Annotated in this window: 8 protein-coding genes; 4 read left to right on the top strand and 4 right to left on the bottom strand. The window is 42.1% G+C overall.

The annotated features are described in order from the left end of the window. Positions 1-322: 322 nt before the first annotated feature. The gene (locus D8S93_RS23295) at positions 323-1726 is read right to left on the bottom strand and encodes a PLP-dependent aminotransferase family protein (RefSeq protein WP_152815791.1); all 1404 of its coding nucleotides are present in this window, start codon (positions 1724-1726) and stop codon (positions 323-325) included. A 359-nt stretch (positions 1727-2085) separates the two neighbouring features. Between D8S93_RS23295 and ampC the strand changes: the two genes are divergently transcribed. Next, on the top strand, positions 2086-3237 hold the full coding sequence (ampC, locus tag D8S93_RS23290; RefSeq protein WP_152815789.1) for a class C beta-lactamase: 1152 nt from the start codon (positions 2086-2088) through the stop codon (positions 3235-3237). Between the two features lie 94 nt (positions 3238-3331). Next, positions 3332-3976: a CatB-related O-acetyltransferase gene (locus D8S93_RS23285; protein ID WP_152815787.1), complete on the top strand. Its 645-nt coding sequence runs from the start codon at positions 3332-3334 to the stop codon at positions 3974-3976. 183 nt (positions 3977-4159) lie between these two features. On the opposite strand, the gene D8S93_RS23280 is transcribed toward D8S93_RS23285, so the two are convergent. Continuing rightward, the gene (locus D8S93_RS23280) at positions 4160-5158 is read right to left on the bottom strand and encodes a 2-oxoacid:ferredoxin oxidoreductase subunit beta (RefSeq protein ID WP_152815785.1); all 999 of its coding nucleotides are present in this window, start codon (positions 5156-5158) and stop codon (positions 4160-4162) included. Then, positions 5148-6989: a 2-oxoacid:acceptor oxidoreductase subunit alpha gene (locus tag D8S93_RS23275; RefSeq protein WP_152815783.1), complete on the bottom strand. Its 1842-nt coding sequence runs from the start codon at positions 6987-6989 to the stop codon at positions 5148-5150. Before D8S93_RS23275 ends, D8S93_RS23280 begins: the two co-directional genes overlap by 11 nt. Positions 6990-7255: 266 nt before the next feature. Between D8S93_RS23275 and D8S93_RS23270 the strand changes: the two genes are divergently transcribed. Beyond that, positions 7256-8185 (top strand): LysR family transcriptional regulator, encoded by a 930-nt coding sequence (locus D8S93_RS23270; protein WP_006741107.1) that lies wholly within the window; start codon positions 7256-7258, stop codon positions 8183-8185. Between the two features lie 248 nt (positions 8186-8433). Here D8S93_RS23270 and D8S93_RS23265 read toward each other — a convergent pair whose 3' ends face one another. Continuing rightward, entirely contained in the window at positions 8434-9411 is a 978-nt protein-coding gene (locus D8S93_RS23265; protein ID WP_152815781.1) for a M23 family metallopeptidase, read from the bottom strand. Positions 9412-9663: 252 nt separating this feature from the next. Between D8S93_RS23265 and D8S93_RS23260 the strand changes: the two genes are divergently transcribed. Beyond that, on the top strand, positions 9664-17911 hold an 8248-nt coding region (locus D8S93_RS23260), incomplete at its 3' end, for a hypothetical protein (RefSeq protein ID WP_227484020.1).

Here is a 17911-nt window from a genome sequence, read left to right as displayed (position 1 = left end):
ATTACTGGAGATTAATGCGTGATACGTCGCTTTACTTTGAACCTAGTACGTTTACAGTCGAAGAAATATAGTTTTGGGGCTGAAGCAAACCAAGCGGGTTAGAGCGACACAATTCGTAGTGAACCCTTATTGAGTTGAAAAGCGTTCCAAGCTCGCAGTTGCTCTGACTCTGCTGGTGATAACACGACGATAAATTGATACCTATCAAGACGATAATTTGATATTGCCTCTTCATAAATCTATTGCTTTTTAAGTTTATGACATTTTTTGAAGAGGCAATTTTATATCTGCTTTAGGATGAGATGCTTGCTACTATCTCGGTTTAATCTAATACTGATTGAATAATATTAAACGCTTTTTCTATTTTGGGGGTAGGGATAATGCCAAATCCAAATAAGATGGCATTAGAATGATTGTTGATAGAAAAATGCGATGATGGGTAAACCGCTACATTGGATGAAGCAAGCTTATTCGCCATTTTTGTCGCGCCCCCCGAGACTTCAGCTGCTATATGTAACCCACCTTGGCTCGGAATACGTTGTAAGCAATCTAAGTTGTCAATTAATTGAGTGAGTTTATGGTACCTTTCGCTGTAAATTTTATTCATATTGAGTAAATGGTGAGAGAAATGACCGTCACGCATGAATTCGTCAAGTAGGATTTGAGACACTACAGATGTACTTCGTCCCAAGTGCCATAACATATTTGAAATTGGATCTATTAAAGATTTTGGCGGAATCATATAGCCAATGCGTAAGCCGGGAAATAGTATTTTAGAGAAACTGCCTATCATAATGACGCAGTCATTTTTGTCTTGTGATTTGAGAGCTTGCTTACTGGTATTGAGATAGTGATATTCCGCATCATAATCATCTTCGATAATGATTGCGTTATTAACTTCTGCCCACCTCAACAGTTCTAACTTTCTTTCGACGGAGTAGCTAAAGCCTAAAGGGAACTGATGACTAGGCGTTGTATAAATAATTTTGGTATTAGAAGGGATTGATTCAACGACAACGCCTTGGTCGTCCATCGGCACGGTGCCTATTTGCGCGCCAAGTAATCGAGCTTGATTTCGAAAAACAGGATATCCTGGATCTTCCGTCGACACGAGGTCCCCCGGAGAGAGCAATGTAAGGAGAGTCGTCATTATTGCCTGCTGGCACCCTTGTGTAATGATGATATCTTCAGGATCACAGATTACGCCTCTCGAATGTCTTACATACTCGCAGATAGACTCTCGTAAACAAGCTAACCCTTGCAAATCACCACCATGTGCAAACTCTGGAGTTAATGCATTGAGCCTACTCAGTCTTGAGTGTCGCCAAATATGCTTTGCTATTCTCTGATGATCAGGAACGCCTAAAGTGAAGTCATAGTCTAGATTCTTTGGTGCGATGATCTCTGGCTTCTTCGCTGCGTTAGTGCCAAACACCCCTAGTTGGTAGTGTTTTATTGGTCTCTTATCTTGATTCACCGTTTGTTCTAGAACTTTACTTACGTACGTGCCAGACCCTGCCTTTTTTACTATCCACCCCTCGAACTGAAGTCGCTCATACACCGAAATGACAGTGTTTCTTGCTATGCCTAACTTTTTTGACAACATGCGAGTCGACGGTAATCTCTCATTTGATCGTAATCTGCCTTCTAATATCCCTTGGTATATCTCGGAATAAAGCTGTTGGCTGGTGACTTTTCCAGTTTCGAAGTGTAGTGAAAATGGCATCGTTTTCTCTGTAGACGTTGAAAAGTGGTTCTAAAGCGTTGTGAGGATGTGGATCTGTATATACCAAGTATATCTACCTAGTATACCGTTATCGTGATATGGAGAAAGCGTAATTGAGTACACTGTTTCCCCATTTTGCAAACGGATGTTACTTACATTCGTATCTAATCGGCCTACCTATCAACGGTGATCAGGTTTAAACCTGTTTATATCGCACTAAAAATTTGAAGACACAGTGTTATTCATCGGGGGTTAGCGATTGGAGTTCTTCAAGTCAGGATTACTTTTATATAAAAAGCTAAAAGCCTTGGAACAAACTAGAAATTAATTATAAGTGAAAATTAAAAATTGAGGGTTCAATGAAATTAAACAATGCCTTGGTGGCAATTTTATCGCTCACTTCTTTCGTCACGTTTGCGAAAACGGAGTTAACGGTTAGCAGTCAATTAAAGAGCGTAGTTGATGAATGTGCTAAAGGATTAATGAACGAATACGACATTCCGGGGTTGGCTGTTGCAGTAACGATTGATGGTAAGCGTTATTTTTACAATTACGGTTTCGCTGACGAAAGTAAGGGGAGTTTAGTCACTAACGACACAATTTTTGAACTCGGCTCTATCAGTAAAACTTTTGCCGCTACTTTGACTGGGTACGCCCAAGAAAAAGGTAAGTTGAACATGGATGACAAGGTCAAAGATTATATTCCAGAATTAGAAAATAGTGTCCTGGGTAATACCAAGCTAGTTCATGTCGCAACCTACACTGCAGGTGGTCTACCATTGCAATTTCCTAGCGAAGTAACGAACGACGCTGAAATGATGCAGTACTACAAAACGTGGAAACCGGAGTACGAAGCCGGTACTAAGAGGAAGTACTCAAACCCTAGTATTGGTCTATTTGGCTACATCGGTGCCTTGAGTATGAAGTCAGACTATACGGAAATGATGGAAACCGTCATCCTGCCTGAGCTCGGTATGACTAATACGTTTGTCGATGTACCAAAGGATAAGCTTAACAACTATGCTTTTGGTTATAGTTCTGAGGGAAAACCCGTTAGAGTTAATCCAGGTATTCTTGATGCACAAGCCTATGGTATTAAATCAACAAGCTTAGATATGCTTCAATATATCGAAGCAAATATGGGTCAAGCGCAACTTAATACTGATATAGAAAATGCGCTAGAGCGAACTCATACTAAGTATTTTGATACCGACACGTTTACGCAAGCCGTAGGGTGGGAAGGTTATAATTACCCCGTTTCACTTTCGCAATTATTGAAGGGTAACTCCAGCGACGTAATTCTCAACGCTAAACCGGTTCAAGCAAGTGAATCCGGTACTCTCGGTCGTGACGTTTGGTATAACAAAACGGGTTCAACAGGTGGCTTTGGGGCATATGTCGCATATGTACCCTCTGAAAAAATAGGCATAGTGATTCTGGCGAATAAAAACTACCCTAATGCAGAAAGAGTAGAGGCTGCTTACAATATTATTAGCTCGGTGGTGAAGTAAAATTTAGTGGTAATAGGCACTATGTAATTATTAGAGCTTATTTAGATACATACTATCTGCATTGTTTTATTCGATAGTATTTATAGGAGTATTCATGAAAACTAAGCATTGGTCTAAGGTGACTTTGCTACATGAAGTTGTTACGAATCCAAATATAACGATTAAAGGTAAACATAGTTATTACAGTGATTGTTGGGACGCCGGTTTTGAGGAGTCCGTTGTAAGATATCTACAAGGCGATGAGTTCAGCCGAGATTGGGAACCAAAATGGAAGATTGATAAGTTACATATAGGTGACTTTGTCTGCATTGCAGCGGAAGTTGTGATTGTTATGGGGGGAAATAGTACACATAGAGCTGATTGGTTCTCCTTGTACCCATTTATGGACTTTATTGAAGAAGCGTACGTCGGGAAAGGAGATACTCACATTGGCGATGGTGCCTGGCTCGGTATGCGATCCATGATAATGCCGGGTGTGACTATCGGAGAAGGAGCAATCGTTGCGGCAAACAGCGTGGTGACGAAAGATGTTGAGCCTTACAGCATGGTTGCAGGCTCACCAGCTAAGCATGTCAAATATCGCTTTTCTCGAGAGACGATAGACGAACTGCTCGCTCTTAGGATATATGATTGGCCTGATAAGAAAATTGACAGCCTGAAGAGGTTGTTATGTTCAGACGATTTAGAAGGGCTGAGAAAGGCAAGCGCTGAATACGATAGAAACTATTCAGAAGAGTGACGATGTCACTATTTTAAAAAACAGAAGAGGCTCATTATAGAGCCTCTTTTTAGTGTGATGGATATCTGCAACCACCACACTTCCTTATCAACTCATCATTCAGCAAGTCGCCAACTAGAATCGGAAACCTTTTAGTTTCATCTTTGCAGGGAAGGTTACCTCAATAGCTGGCTCTTTCAATTGTTAGCAGAGACGCTCATAACTGTTTTGTTTGAGCAATTCGGTTAAGTCGCCTTGACCATATTTTAGAGTTGCTTGATGTTTTTGATGTCTAATGACCTGATCAAAAGTAGGTCGAGTCACTGAACGAAAAACGCCCACGGGTACGGGAAAGTCTGGATAGCTCAAGTTAGCAAGCGCATAAGCATAGTATGACTCCTTGCATTGACTGGAGTGGAGCAAAAGGTTCGGGGCCTCTGATTCGACAATCTCGAAACCAAACCCTCTATTGATCAACGCTTTTGAGTGTGTTTTACCAAACAATAACGGTTCATTATCTGAGAGATAAAGTAGATGTTCGCTTCTATTCGCTGGGCCGTTGTAAGGTTCGTGCACTTTATCGTTAAAAATGACGCAGTTTTGCAGGATTTCAACCACAGCAGTGCCCGAATGCGCGGCAGCAGCCTCTAACACCATCGTCATGTGTGTAGGATCATTGTCTGATGTTCGTGCTATGAACGTAGCACCTGCGGATGCTGCCAATGCCAAAGGCTTAAGCGCTTGATCGGGAGAACCTTCAGGACTCGACTTAGAAATGAAGCCCTGTTCGCTTGTCGGGGAAAATTGGCCTTTGGTCAGTCCATAGACAGCATTATTAAAAAGCAAAATTTTAATGTCTTGGTTGCGTCGAATCGCGTGAATAAAGTGATTACCGCCAATACTCAGTGCGTCACCATCGCCAGTTACAACCCAAACATCTAACTCTGGGTTGCTCGCTTTTACACCAGTAGCGATGGCAGGGGCACGGCCGTGAATCGTATGAAATCCATAAGTATCGAGATAATAAGGAAAACGAGATGAGCAGCCGATCCCTGAGATGAATACGGTGTTCTCTTTAGTTCGACCTAATCGTGCTAGAACGGACTGCATCGTTTTTAATACGTTAAAATCACCACAGCCTCGACACCATTTGACTTCAACATCAGATGCGAAATCTTTGCGGTTGAGTACCTTAGTCGTCATTTTTAATAACCTTCAGGTGGTGGTTAATAGACTCAATGACCTCGTGAACTTTGAATGGTAACCCCTTAACTTGGGTTACGGAGCGTGCAGAAATGGCATATTGTGAGCGAATCACTTTGACGAGTTGTTGGTTATTCAACTCAAAAACAAGCACATGTTTGAATTGGCTAATGATCTCTTCCAAATTGATTGGAAGCGGGTTTAGATACTTAATATGGGCGTGAGCAACCGATGCTCCTTGCTTTCTCAGATGCTCAATTGCGGTCGACACAGAACCTTGCGTGCCTCCCCAACTTAGCACTAGCAGTGAGTCTTGAGTACTGCCTGTTAGCGTTTGTTTAGGGATGAAATGGCAGATGTTATTTATTTTTTTTGCTCTTTCATCAGTCATGCGCTGGTGGTTTTCAGGATCATGAGAAGGGTTGCCTGTAATCGCTTGCTTTTCCAATCCTCCAATGCGGTGCATTTTCTCTTTTGTACCAGGCGTGACCCACTCTCTGCTGTAATACACGTCATCACGGGCATAGGGATAAAACGGGCTTATGTTTGCTTTTGTTGCCTCGGCAGTGAGCTTAATCTCATCAGGGTTGGGCACGAGCCAAGATTCGGAGCCGTTTGCTAAGTAACCGTCACTCAATAAGATCACTGGCGTCATAAATGTAGTGGCAATTCGACATGCCTCGATTGCCATATCAAAGCTGTCTGCGGGAGAAGCAGGAGCCAACACTGGGAGTGGTGAATCCCCATTTCTACCATACAAAGACAAAAGCAAGTCTGATTGCTCTGTTTTAGTCGGTAGGCCAGTGGAGGGGCCTCCACGTTGTACGTTGATAACAACCATTGGCAACTCCGCCATTACGGCAAGGTTAATGGTCTCTGCTTTCAAACATAATCCAGGGCCGGACGTTGATGTGACTCCTAAACCGCCAGCATAAGATGCACCTAAAGCTGAACAAGCAGCTGCAATCTCATCTTCTGCTTGGAATGTCGTGACCCCAAAGTGTTGATAGGTTGATAGTGTGTGTAGAATATCTGAGGCGGGTGTTATGGGGTAAGAGCCCAAAAATAGCTGGCGTTGGAGTTTTTCTGCTGCGCATATTAATCCAAGCGATAATGCTTCGTTCCCTGAAACAGTACGATACAAGCCAGTTTTATCTGCTACGGGAGCAACCTGAAAACAGTCACTGAATATTTCGGTTGTTTCGGCATAATTAAATCCTGACTTTATGGCTAAAGTATTTGCCTCTCTCGCTTGCGGATTGTCAGCGAATTTATTATTTAGCCATTCAATGGTCGGTTCTAGCGGACGACTGTAAATCCATAAAACAATACCAAGCATAAAAAAGTTTTTGCTTCGTTTCACTACTTTAGGCGCTATGTTTAACTCAGAAAGAGATTGAACGGTTAAACGCGTAAAACTTTCACTAATCACTCGATAATCTGCGAGGCTACCATCGCTCAATGGGTTCGATTCATAGCCAGCAAGCTCAAGGTTTTTTTTATTAAAACCATCGAGATCAATAAGCACCAAACCGCCTTCAACGAGTTGTGAGATTTTGGTTTTTAATGCAGCGGCATTCAGAGCGATTAAGACTGAAAAATCGTCGCCAGGAGTATAAATCTCTGTTGAGGCAAATTGCATCTGAAAAGCCGATACTCCAGATGTGGTTCCTGCCGGAGCCCGTATCTCAGCAGGATAATCAGGTAACGTCATGACATCGTTTCCTTGTTTCGACGAGTTGTCTGAAAAGCGTTCTCCAAGTAATTGGATACCATCTCCAGAATCGCCAGCAAAACAGATCACTTCGCGTTTAAGTTGAATTATTGTCATTAAAACCTCTTACCGTGTTAGAGCAAGTTCAGTATGTTTCATTGCACTTAATGAGATGCAATGGAATTAAAGGTTGGAGAAAATGCCGTAAGCCCGAGCATTCTTAGTGTAGAGTTAATGGTGTTGGCTTTATTTGTTGTCTCTGAGGTCAGTAGAAATATCCATAGCTAGGTATGCTTTTCCGAAATACTAGAAAAGTTTGCATGACACAAAAATACTTTTTCTGTCATATTAGATGTGATTATTTTTCATTAATTGTGAGCGTTATGGATAAGCTGTCATTAATAAAGTTGTTTGTATCTGTTGTGGACTTAGGGAACTTTACAGCAGTTGCGAATCAATTAGGGCAGTCGCCTTCTACTGTTAGTAAAGCGATTGCTCGCCTAGAACAGGATTTGGGTGTTCGGTTAGTTCACCGTACTACACGTCAACTCCAGCTCACTGAAGCGGGGTTTAACTACCTTGAGACGGCAAGAGAAGTGATCAACTTGCTCAAAAGTAGTGAAGAGCAGCTTCATCAAAGTATTGCATCTCCGTTTGGTACACTTCGTGTCAGCCTTCCTTTATCGTTCGGGCAAAACTATATAACTCCGCTGATTCCAGAGTTTTGCGAACGTTACCCTGAAGTGAAGTTGGATCTTAGCTTTTCCGATGAATACACCAGTATATTGGAGAGTGGGATGGACGTTGCTATTCGAAGCGGGAGACTAAATGACAGCAACCTGATTGCGAGGCGATTATGTCCTATTGATATGGGTATGTTTGCCAGTCCGGAGTACATAAAGAAATTTGGTCGGCCTCAGAGTGTTGAAGCGCTTAACCAGCACAAATGGATAATGTACCGCTATAAACAATCGGGGCGCTTGCTTACCTTGACGATGCCTTTAGATGGGCAATTAGTAGAATTTAGTCCTACACATCAAGTGACAGTAGACAATGGTTATGCGATGGCCTCTTTAGCGAGTTTAGGAGCAGGGATTGCACTGATGCCCCAATATCTTGCTCGAGACTTAGTACAGCAAGGTAAACTGATGTTGGTTTCTGAACCTCAAAGAACCGATGGTCAAGGTGTCTATATATACTATCCAAGTCGTAAGTTTGTGCCCGCGAAAGTAAAAGTGTTTATCGACTATATTATTCATAAACTTGATGAGCAGGGAGAGGCGATCAACAGCAGTTGGATGCTGAACCATTAAAGCTCTTGCTGGAGGACGATAGCTTTTTCTGAAGTCTAAGCGTGTTACGTGCCAGCAAGTTTGCTACATTCAGTTGTGCCCACAAAAATATTAACTCATGGGTCTGTAAACAAAGATTCGCATCATTAAGAGCCGCATATAGCGGCTTTTTTTGTCCTGAACTTGGAAAGTGGCGACAGGTCTTGAAGCGCTCAGAGGGTTACGAGGACTCGCTTCAGATAAATGAAGAAAGATCGAACCGAAGTATTTTATTGCCAGTTTGACTGCCTATACCGTTGCCATTCCGCTGTTAATTCAGCTTTTTCTTTTCTCGCTGCAATCAGCATTTCTATATTAACGTCAGTGTTTGGGTGCTTTTGAATGTATCGCTCGTAATCAACCGGAATACCATTAATGTGCAGTTCAAGGTGTAAATGCGGCCCTGTTGTTCTTCCTGTGTTACCCGTTTTTCCTATCACTTGTCCTCGGCTGATCTTCTCGCCAACGTGGACGTTGCGTTGAGATAAGTGTAGGTAGCGTGATACAGAGCCATTTGTGTGGCGGATATTAATGTAGTTGCCCGCAAAACGGTTGTAACGAGACTTTAAAACGATACCATCAGCAATACTACGAATCGGTGTACCTACTGGTGTTGCATAGTCAGTGCCTAAGTGCGGAGTCGTTATATTAGTTACTGGGTGTGTTCGTTTTAAGTCATAGCTAGAGCTTACTCTGTAGCTTTTATCAAAGGGATCTGAAAATCGGAGTTTATTTTTTATTGACACGCCATGTTCATCAAATATGTTACCTTTCCCATCATTGATAATAAATAAATCGGTTTTACTACCTAAATAGTAAAAAGAACTAATATAGGTTTCATTTCTACTATTTAGCTTAGTTCTCAAGATAAAATGGTCATCTCTCTTAACTGAATCAATAATATTAAAGTTACTTTTAATAAGGGCCAATAGCAAATTAATCTCTTTTTGACTTATTCCTGATTTTAACAATGAAGCGACAAACGAGTACTCAACCACACCTATGGTGATTTTTTGTCTAAGAGTACCCACCTCAAAAGGCGCTTGAACTCCCTCATTCTTGAACTCTAAAGGCTTGACGGTAGGCAGTCTATCCATGGGAGTGAGGATGTGGTGAGAAAGAGACACGCCAATAAAAATGAGTAAGGCAATGGTGAGAAGGGTTGCGGTAGGAGTTCGCACACTCCTTTTTATTATCAAAATAGTCATTAGTTTTGGTGGTTTATCAAGGCTGACAGTTGTGCGTAGAGTATAATATTTTAAATAAAACCTAGCATTAAAGTATGGCTAATTCCTCTGTTTTAACTAAGTGAATAATTATAGGTGATGATTTTAATTTAATAATTTAGTAAAAGTGACGGTTGGTCTGGTGTTTTTGGCTTTTTAAATGGTGTTATTGTCACGTTGAGAAAATATTTTACAATAATATAATCTCGGCAAAATATATTTTGCCAAATTACTATGTTCGCTAAAAATACGCTGAAATTAACATTAGGTCTTACGCTTACATCTCTTTTATTGAGTGCATGTGGTGGTGGTGATGGAGGAGACAACACACCTCCAGCTAGAAGCAAAGGAAGCATTTCCGGTATGGTTTTTGACGCCCCTGTAAATGGCGCAAAGATTGAGGTTTTCGAGTTCAAAAATGGAAACTTAGGCCGGAAGTTGGCTAACACGACGTCTGATGCGTTCGGAAACTACCTGGTTGAGTTTGAATCGTCTTCAATGCCTCTTTTTGTTGTTGCAAAAGAGGGGAGTTATACCGACCCGTTTACGAATGAAACGGTATCAGTGAGCAATGCGAAGACACTTAAATTTGAAGGTGTTGTGAACTTTAAAGAGGGGAGTGAGCAAAAGTTAATGCTTACTCCGCTGTCGAACTTGGCAGCAGGCTTGGCAAAGTACAAAATTTCTCAAGGATCCACAGATGAGAGTGCCTTTTCAACCGCTTTGGATAGTATCAATAGCATGTATGGGTTTGACGTAAATGAGACCAAACCTATTGATATAACCAAAGGTGGGCAAAGCAGTTTTGCTAGTGCTGGGCATCAATACGGCGCTTTATTAACTGCATACTCGTCTTACTCTTACGATCTTATAAAAAAATACGGTAACAGCGATAACGTCTACACTTCAATGCATTTCGCTGACATCCAATATCGGGATGTTATTGCAGATGGTGTTCTTGATGGTCTTGAAGTGAGCCAGACTTCAGGAGCAGTGACTCCCCTCAGCTTTGGACAGAAGAAGATAAATAGCGACATTTATACACGTGATTTATCTCAGCATGTTCTGATCGTGGTAAACGATCCAAGTGTCAACATCTCTGGTACTGATGCCGCAGACTATGTCGACTTTAGTAAGAAGCTTAATGACTTAGGTACATATGGCAGTACTGATGGCGTCATTCCGCCGCGAGATGGTACGGATATCGATACAGATGCGCCAATAGTTACTCGTACGGACAGTGATGTGCTCGCTGGCACCGATAAAGTTGATCTAAAGATTGTAGATGATATCGGCGTAGAAGACGTATCCGCCTTTATTCAGTATCAGGTTAATGGCTCTTGGTCTGGTGAATTTCAATGTAACGACATACAAGATTTTGGAAGCACATTCTGTTCGGTTGAATTTGATGATTTTGAAGTTGGCCTTCGAGAAACCAACGTTAAAGTTAACATTAATACCAAAGAGATCGATAGTGTGGATATGAACCCTGCCACAGGCCTCTCAAACGTAACAGCAGCACGATTAGTCTTATATACAGCGGATGTACTGGGTAATGAGTTAATTCCAGGCAGCCATTCGGGTCTTCATATCGATTTTAAGTGGGATAACGATGCGCCTGTTATCGATATTACATCGGCGAGTGCAATTAATAACCAACTTAAAGAGTATGTTCTGAAAGGGGTTGTAAAAGAAAGCTTGCAAGAGATCAGTTCGGTCAGTATTTCATTTAAAGATGGCTTACATGAGGACGTCACATGTTCTCCTGTAACTGTAGAGTCTGGAAATGCTTGTGAGTTTAGTAAGGCTTACCCAACTGATGAATTCCTATCTACGACGGTCTTTGAGGTTCGTGCGAAGGATAGCAAAGGTAATACGGGTGCCGCTCAGCATGCAGTAAGTCGTGACGATCAAGCGCCAGCACAAACGATTACTTATCCTGAAGGTGCGTCAATGACGTACGTAAATGTCGGTTTAGATGGTGAACGAACCACTTATGATGCTATCTACTCTCAAGATACGTATACCCCAGACAATGTTCAAGCGAGCCGCGATTTCTTGAAGATTGACTATGCGTACGCAAGTATAGGGATTCAGAATTCATTAAAAGGGGTAGATTTTAGTAACTTCAACGCTAATTTATTGAAAGAGAATAAAATCCCTTATGTTCGTGTGAAAGTATCAGACGTAAATACCGATACGGTTTTAGGCTCCAACGCTAATAAGCTTAAGCTCGTCGTCAAGTACTACGTAAGCCAAAATAACGATAACAACTACTCACTTCAGCAAGTTATTGATACAACCGCATCGGATGATGACTACATCGCAAAAATTCCGCACGAAACGCTGTTAGACAGCAATGGGCGAGTAGAGGATGTCATCTATTATATTCCATTTGTAAGAGATATTTTGGGTGACAGCTTTAAATCGGTATCAGAAAACAGTAGTCAAAAGTTAGTCATTCAAACCGTCGATGAGTCTGATAACGAAAGCACTCCAAGAGAAGTATATTTTAGAAGTAGCTTTGATCTGCCAACTATAAAAGTGGTGACACCATTTATTGGTGCGCGAGCGCAACTTGAAGGGTTGAGTCCAAATGGTGAATTCACTTCACTTGCGAGTTGTACCACTATCCAACAATTGGAAAGTGACCAATCAATGGCTCTTGACGTCGCGAGTTGTGAAACCACAACTGATGTTGTGAATTATGACTTCATGCGTGTTCGTTTAATTGGTATCGAAGGCAGCGAGCCATACTACTATCAATGGAAAAGAGATCCAGGAACCAAAAAAGTAACGGTTGATTTAAACAAGGCCAATATTGGCGTGTACTTTAAGCTCAATGGCTCCCAGACTTACTATATTACTGAACTATCGACATATCAGACTAGCTTGTTTGATTTCCAGTGGGAGCAAGTCACTGCCGGAGAGAAAACTTCTGAGCGTGCGATTCAAATTCTTGATGAGGTGCGCTACGCGTTATCAGGCACGAACAACAACTCATTCTTTGGGTTTGATCCAACGGTTGTGCCTTATGCAACGAACGAAATGCTTGCTACCAAAGCGATTCCAGAAAAGCCATCAAACGATTATCTACACCGATTTCTTGTCGAAGCCATCGATAGTATTGCTCAAGGAATGCCGAGAAATAACTCATTAGATTTTGCCTCCGCTATTTACGATGATTTGAGCTTTGATGGAAAAGCGAATGGTATTGGTGTTGGTGGACGTCAGGTTATGCTCGATTCTTATCAATTCGGTTCCGATACTTATCGAAAGGATTTAGCGCAATCGTATTACGAAATCATGGCGAGCAAATACGATATTGAGACCAATATCGCACAGCTCTATGCTGATGATATTTCGATGGCTAATCCTAACTTAAATGGTAAGAACATTTTTGATACAGAGGGTAGCAGTATCGATATCTTGCCTCCACAGCCAAAATTAACGATTGAAAGCGGTCGAGAGACGATGGTTGGCAATAAGCTTTATATTGCTGGTGAAGTTGTTTCTAAAATTGTCCTAGACGATCCTTCTGGTATTGTAGAAACCGACGCTTATGGTCCGAAGTTTAGCACGATGTGGTATCAAGCCAGTGAGCCAAACATTGAAATACCGCTGGACATCAACATTGTGGAGAACCCTGGCAACAGCAATGCTTATCGAAAAGAGTACCTCTTTACCCTTAACTCTCAGTCTAGTGAACTAAAAGATATTGTAGAGTTTGCTGTGGAAACCAGTGCCATGGACCCACATGGCAATGCGTATGGTTACGATGGCAAAGCTCCGTTTATAGAAACGGTATTTATTGATAATGATTTCCCTAAAACGAGTTACCTCCCACCTAATGACGTCGACGGTAAACCTGTAGAAGACGGTATTTATTTAAATGCCAAAAATACCCATGAATTGACCTTCAAGGTTGAAGATGTTGTGGGTGACAAGCTTTCTTCAAGAGGCCTTGTTTTCTACCAGCAAACGGGTGAAAAAGTCACATACACATCAGAGGACTTTGCGAATAACTCGAAAGACGCCTTTAAAGTCAAATTATGTACGGGGGAGCTTTGTTCAAATCAAGGCGCGACGATTTACCCGGGTGATGGTGATTGGTTAGTCGTTGCAGCGGCAGAGGATAATTTAGGTAACTCCGTTTCAGAGTTAACTAGCACGGCTCCGAGATTCAATATTCGTATCGACTCTGAAGCTCCTATTGTAAAAAGTGAGCAGGTCCAAAGCCGTTTAGGCGGTAACAACCAATGGACACCTGTCATTGATTGGGGGACGTTAAGCCCCGGCAATAATGTAAAAATAGATCTTCGCCGAGGGTCTGGTCAGGCACTGACATTAGAAAGCTGTGACCCTCTAACAGAGACGTGTGACGTACCATACTTAGTTGGTGAACAACCTGACGTCAAAGTCCAACTGGTTTCAAAAGCATTTGATTACGATGAATGGAATGAATTTTATGTCACTGCGACGGACAACGCTTACCCTGCCAATGTTAGTACAACAGGGAAATTCACATTCCAAGTCGATAACAAAGGCCCAGAAATCATCCTAAATACGCCTTGGGTTGAAGACACATTGTCCAAAGAGAACTATGTTGTCGGGCGTGAGTTCAACGTGCGATTTAAATCCGTAATAGACGATTCAGACATTGAGCAAGTCTCTCTATATCAGAATGGTAAAGATTCGCCAATTAAGACAATTGTGCCAACGGATTCATCTAAAGAGTTTGTAATGTCTCTCATTAAGAGTGACACAGATAAAATAGACATTTCTGAAGATGAAAAAACCACGTCACTGTATGTAAAAGCAACCGATATTTACGGTTTTGAATCTAGTTCTAACACGAGCAAGGTTATTCTTGATCGTGATGGGCCAACATTAGGGTTAAGTGGTTTCAATGCGAATGACTACTACTTAGGAAACTATGTCTTTGACCTAACGGCGTTAGACCTAAATGCCAACGGTGATATTTCAATTAATGGTGTAAACCGAGAAAGCTTAGAGTATTGGACGTTTAGCGATCTGGAGCCATTACCTGGCTCTCCAGGTAAAAAAATCAATGAAGATCTCAAAGTGAGCCTTAGTGATTTAGGTACGGGTACACACAAGGTTCGTTTAAAAGGGTCTGATGTTCGTGGCAACACAACCTTAACCAGTGGTGAGCAAGATTTTACCGTTAAAGTGTACAATTCCATCCCGCAGGTAACGCTAGCGATGAGTTACACGGATGGAACGCCAATTACAAACAACACCATCTATCAAGATGGGAATATCGTACTTACGCTTGATATTGTGGATGACAGTGGCGTTGATCGAATTGACTCAACGTATAGATTTTCTGGAGAGCAAAACGGGACTAACTTTACGTTCTCAGAAACCGCAGATGGCACTTGGACGGCAACGCTGCTTTCTACACAAATTGCCAAAGATGGTAACTATGAACTTGATATAAAGGTTTACAACAAAGTTCGTTACCTTGATGAAAAAGACAGAAAGGTTGGAAAAGTAAACCAAACCTTTAGCGTACAGCGTGAAGGCGTGGTTCTCTCGGTTGCAAGTCCGCTGGACTTCCAAAACTACTTATCTGATGGTGTTCTTGATGTCACCTTTACTACATTAAGTGCGGTCAAAGCCAAAACGTTAGAGTGTTGGGTTCGTGAAGAGTACAACTCTCTAGATGCACCACCAACTAATGAGCAACCAACTTCTGGTGTTATCAACGTATCGCAAGAACCTTACAGTTGTAGTGTCAATGTTGGGCAAAACATGACGAAAGCACCTGTCACTTTGATCACTAAAACCTTGGGTACAAATGGGCGTGAAACGATCAACAAGTTCAATTTTTCGATGGTGGATATTGATGCACCAACAGTCGTTGATGGTAACTCATACAGTTTTAAAGGAAGTGATGTTTGGTTTGATGAAGCTTTGAAGAAGAAGATGCTCACATTTGAGCTCTCTTTCAATGATGCTTTGTCAGGCGTGAATACTGAAAGTTCAGATAAATATCCAAAGTTGGTTCGTAATCTTGGCAACAAAGCTTATACACCAACGACCTGTGCCAAAGGTGTTGGAAATATCAAGTGTACGTATTCTGAATCCTACGCCGATATTATTGATGGCCTGAGTACAACTCAAGAATACAAAATCAAGAACGTATCTGATTTAGCAGGAAACTTGACGCCAGAGCATGATCTACTGCTTGAATTACCTATAGGTTCGGTAGTCGTTGAAATTACTGATCCGGTTGGAAACACAACCATTAATGGTCAGCAGCTTGTCGCTAAATTCAGAATTAAGTTGTATGAAAACTCTAGGCTAGACAATGTGATGGCCAGATTTGGAACGGAATCCTACAACTATAAAGATAATCCAGAGAAGTTTGCGCAATTGGAAGTGTGTGCAGATGACCCAACCTACAAGTGTTCAACATTTACGAGTGAACTTCCTAGCGATGCGGATGGAAAAACGATCAGGACAATTATTACCGCAACGGATGTGTGGTCGAGAGTCGGTGAAGCGACCGTTGATATTAAAGTTGACAACACACCTCCAAGTGTTGGCGATGAGATTATCGTAACCGAATCGCCAACAAATCCTGATAATGTTCGTTTTCGTTTTGACATAACGGACACTGGTAGCAGCCTCGCAAAAGTAAACTACTCGGTTTTAAACCCGAGTTATCAAGAAGAAAGAGTAGAGGATGGGAATGGTTCATCTACGTACTTTGAACTACCGAAATCTCAGTTAGAGGGGCGTGGTTCAATCACAGTAGACATCAAAGCGACAGATAGCGTCGGACTGTATTCTGATATCAGAAAAGTCATTGATATTAGTGTTCCTAAAGTCACAGTTGATTTCGATGGAATTACGAGTTTGCAGGGTGGGAAACTGTTTTTAACCAAGGCGAGCCAGCCGTTTACGGTATCTACGGTGGAAGGAGAAAGAGTGAAAGCTTCACAATATTCTGTGGAGCTTATTCCAAGCCTCGGTGATTCCTTGCGTTACTCAGGTGATGTTATCTCATCTAGTGGTAATGGAATGATGAACTTTGCCGTCGATAACCAAGGGTCATATACCCTTAAGGTGACGGTGACGGACTCAGTTGGAAGAGAGAATACAAGCTTTGAATTACTAGGCAAAAGTTATGATGGACAAGTTATCGAGTCTATTGTTGATTATGACGTTCCAAGTATTTCTGGCTTAAGTGCTAATCAAATTTCTAAGGTACCGACAAACGATAAGTATCAGCTAGAAATTAGCGCATACATTACAGATAAAAATTTAAACCTCGTCACGTCAAAAGCGGTAAGTGGTGGCAGCACTGTGGCTCCTCAAGCGATTACTGAGCCGACAACCGAAGCGGGGCCTTATGTCATAAGCTATTTGTTACCTAAAGGCGATCATACGATCACGGTGGCAGCAACAGACAAGGTGGATAACAAGAGTGAAAGTTCTATTGACGCGCATGTGGAAGCGGCAACCGTTCCCGGGCTAAGTATCTCTACCGCCTCAAGCGCCCCTCTTTTTGGAGGCGAAGAGATTACGCTTGCGTTTAACTTTACAGAAGAAGTTACGAACTTTGATATCTCAGATGTCCATCTTGTCGCTAGTGATAGCGGTGCAACAGGAACGTTAAAACAAGATACTTGGTCGACTTCAGACAATATTACGTGGACGGTTAACTATGTCAGCCCAGAAAAACAAGATAAAAATATCACTATTCAGGTAGAAGACAATAGCTATCAAAGTACCAACACAATTCCTGGAAAAGGAAGCAGCTTAAGTATCGCGGTTGAAGGAACCTTACCAAAACTAACCAATGTGACATTTAACCCCGAGCATCAGAGCGTGGGGCAAAGCGTGAGTGTCTCGCTTGAGTTTGATAAAGAGCTCCAAGAGGCGACCGCTACACTTGGCGGCAATCGCATTAGTTCTCTGTCAGCAACGGCAGATAAAAAGGTCTGGGTTGGTGATGTGCAAGTTCCGAGCACCACGCTGTTAAGTGTCGACTTGGTTGTTAGTCAGTTTAAAGATTTGACTGGCAACATAGGTGAGGATAACACCGCTCACGAATTACCGATCACACCGACCTTAGTCATCACGCCAGTGGGCAATGTGGATGAAACGCATGCTGCCACGCTACAATTCGAAGGTGCGTCGACACGTTTTGACGGTCAGTCCCTGCGTCTTGAAGTGAAAGCCCAAGGCAGCGCGACGGTACTAAAAAGCGGCAGTGCGACAGTACAAGCCGGTGGTACTTGGACCAGTGACGTAATTGATATGAGTCATCAAATCAATGGCACTTACACCGTGATGGTAACGGGGACGAACTCAGCCGGCATTGAAGTGAGTGAAAGCCAGAGCTTTACACTCGCGCAATCTCTGCCAACGCTGACTAACGTGACGTTTACGCCTGAGCACCAAGCCATCGGCCAAAGCGTGACGGTAACGCTGGAATTCGATAAAG

The sequence above is a fragment of the Vibrio sp. VGrn 2 genome (assembly GCF_009361695.1).
Lineage (GTDB): Bacteria > Pseudomonadota > Gammaproteobacteria > Enterobacterales > Vibrionaceae > Vibrio > Vibrio diabolicus.
This window is presented reverse-complemented; position numbering and strand designations above follow the sequence as displayed.

Excerpts from the sequence above, each read along its gene's own strand:
- ampC (WP_152815789.1), top strand. The coding sequence starts at position 2,086 with ATGAAATTAAACAATGCCTTGGTGGCAATTTTATCGCTCACTTCTTTC.
- D8S93_RS23270 (WP_006741107.1), top strand. The coding sequence starts at position 7,256 with ATGGATAAGCTGTCATTAATAAAGTTGTTTGTATCTGTTGTGGACTTA.
- D8S93_RS23265 (WP_152815781.1), bottom strand. The coding sequence starts at position 9,411 with ATGACTATTTTGATAATAAAAAGGAGTGTGCGAACTCCTACCGCAACC.
- D8S93_RS23280 (WP_152815785.1), bottom strand. The coding sequence starts at position 5,158 with ATGACGACTAAGGTACTCAACCGCAAAGATTTCGCATCTGATGTTGAA.
- D8S93_RS23295 (WP_152815791.1), bottom strand. The coding sequence starts at position 1,726 with ATGCCATTTTCACTACACTTCGAAACTGGAAAAGTCACCAGCCAACAG.
- D8S93_RS23285 (WP_152815787.1), top strand. The coding sequence starts at position 3,332 with ATGAAAACTAAGCATTGGTCTAAGGTGACTTTGCTACATGAAGTTGTT.
- D8S93_RS23275 (WP_152815783.1), bottom strand. The coding sequence starts at position 6,989 with ATGACAATAATTCAACTTAAACGCGAAGTGATCTGTTTTGCTGGCGAT.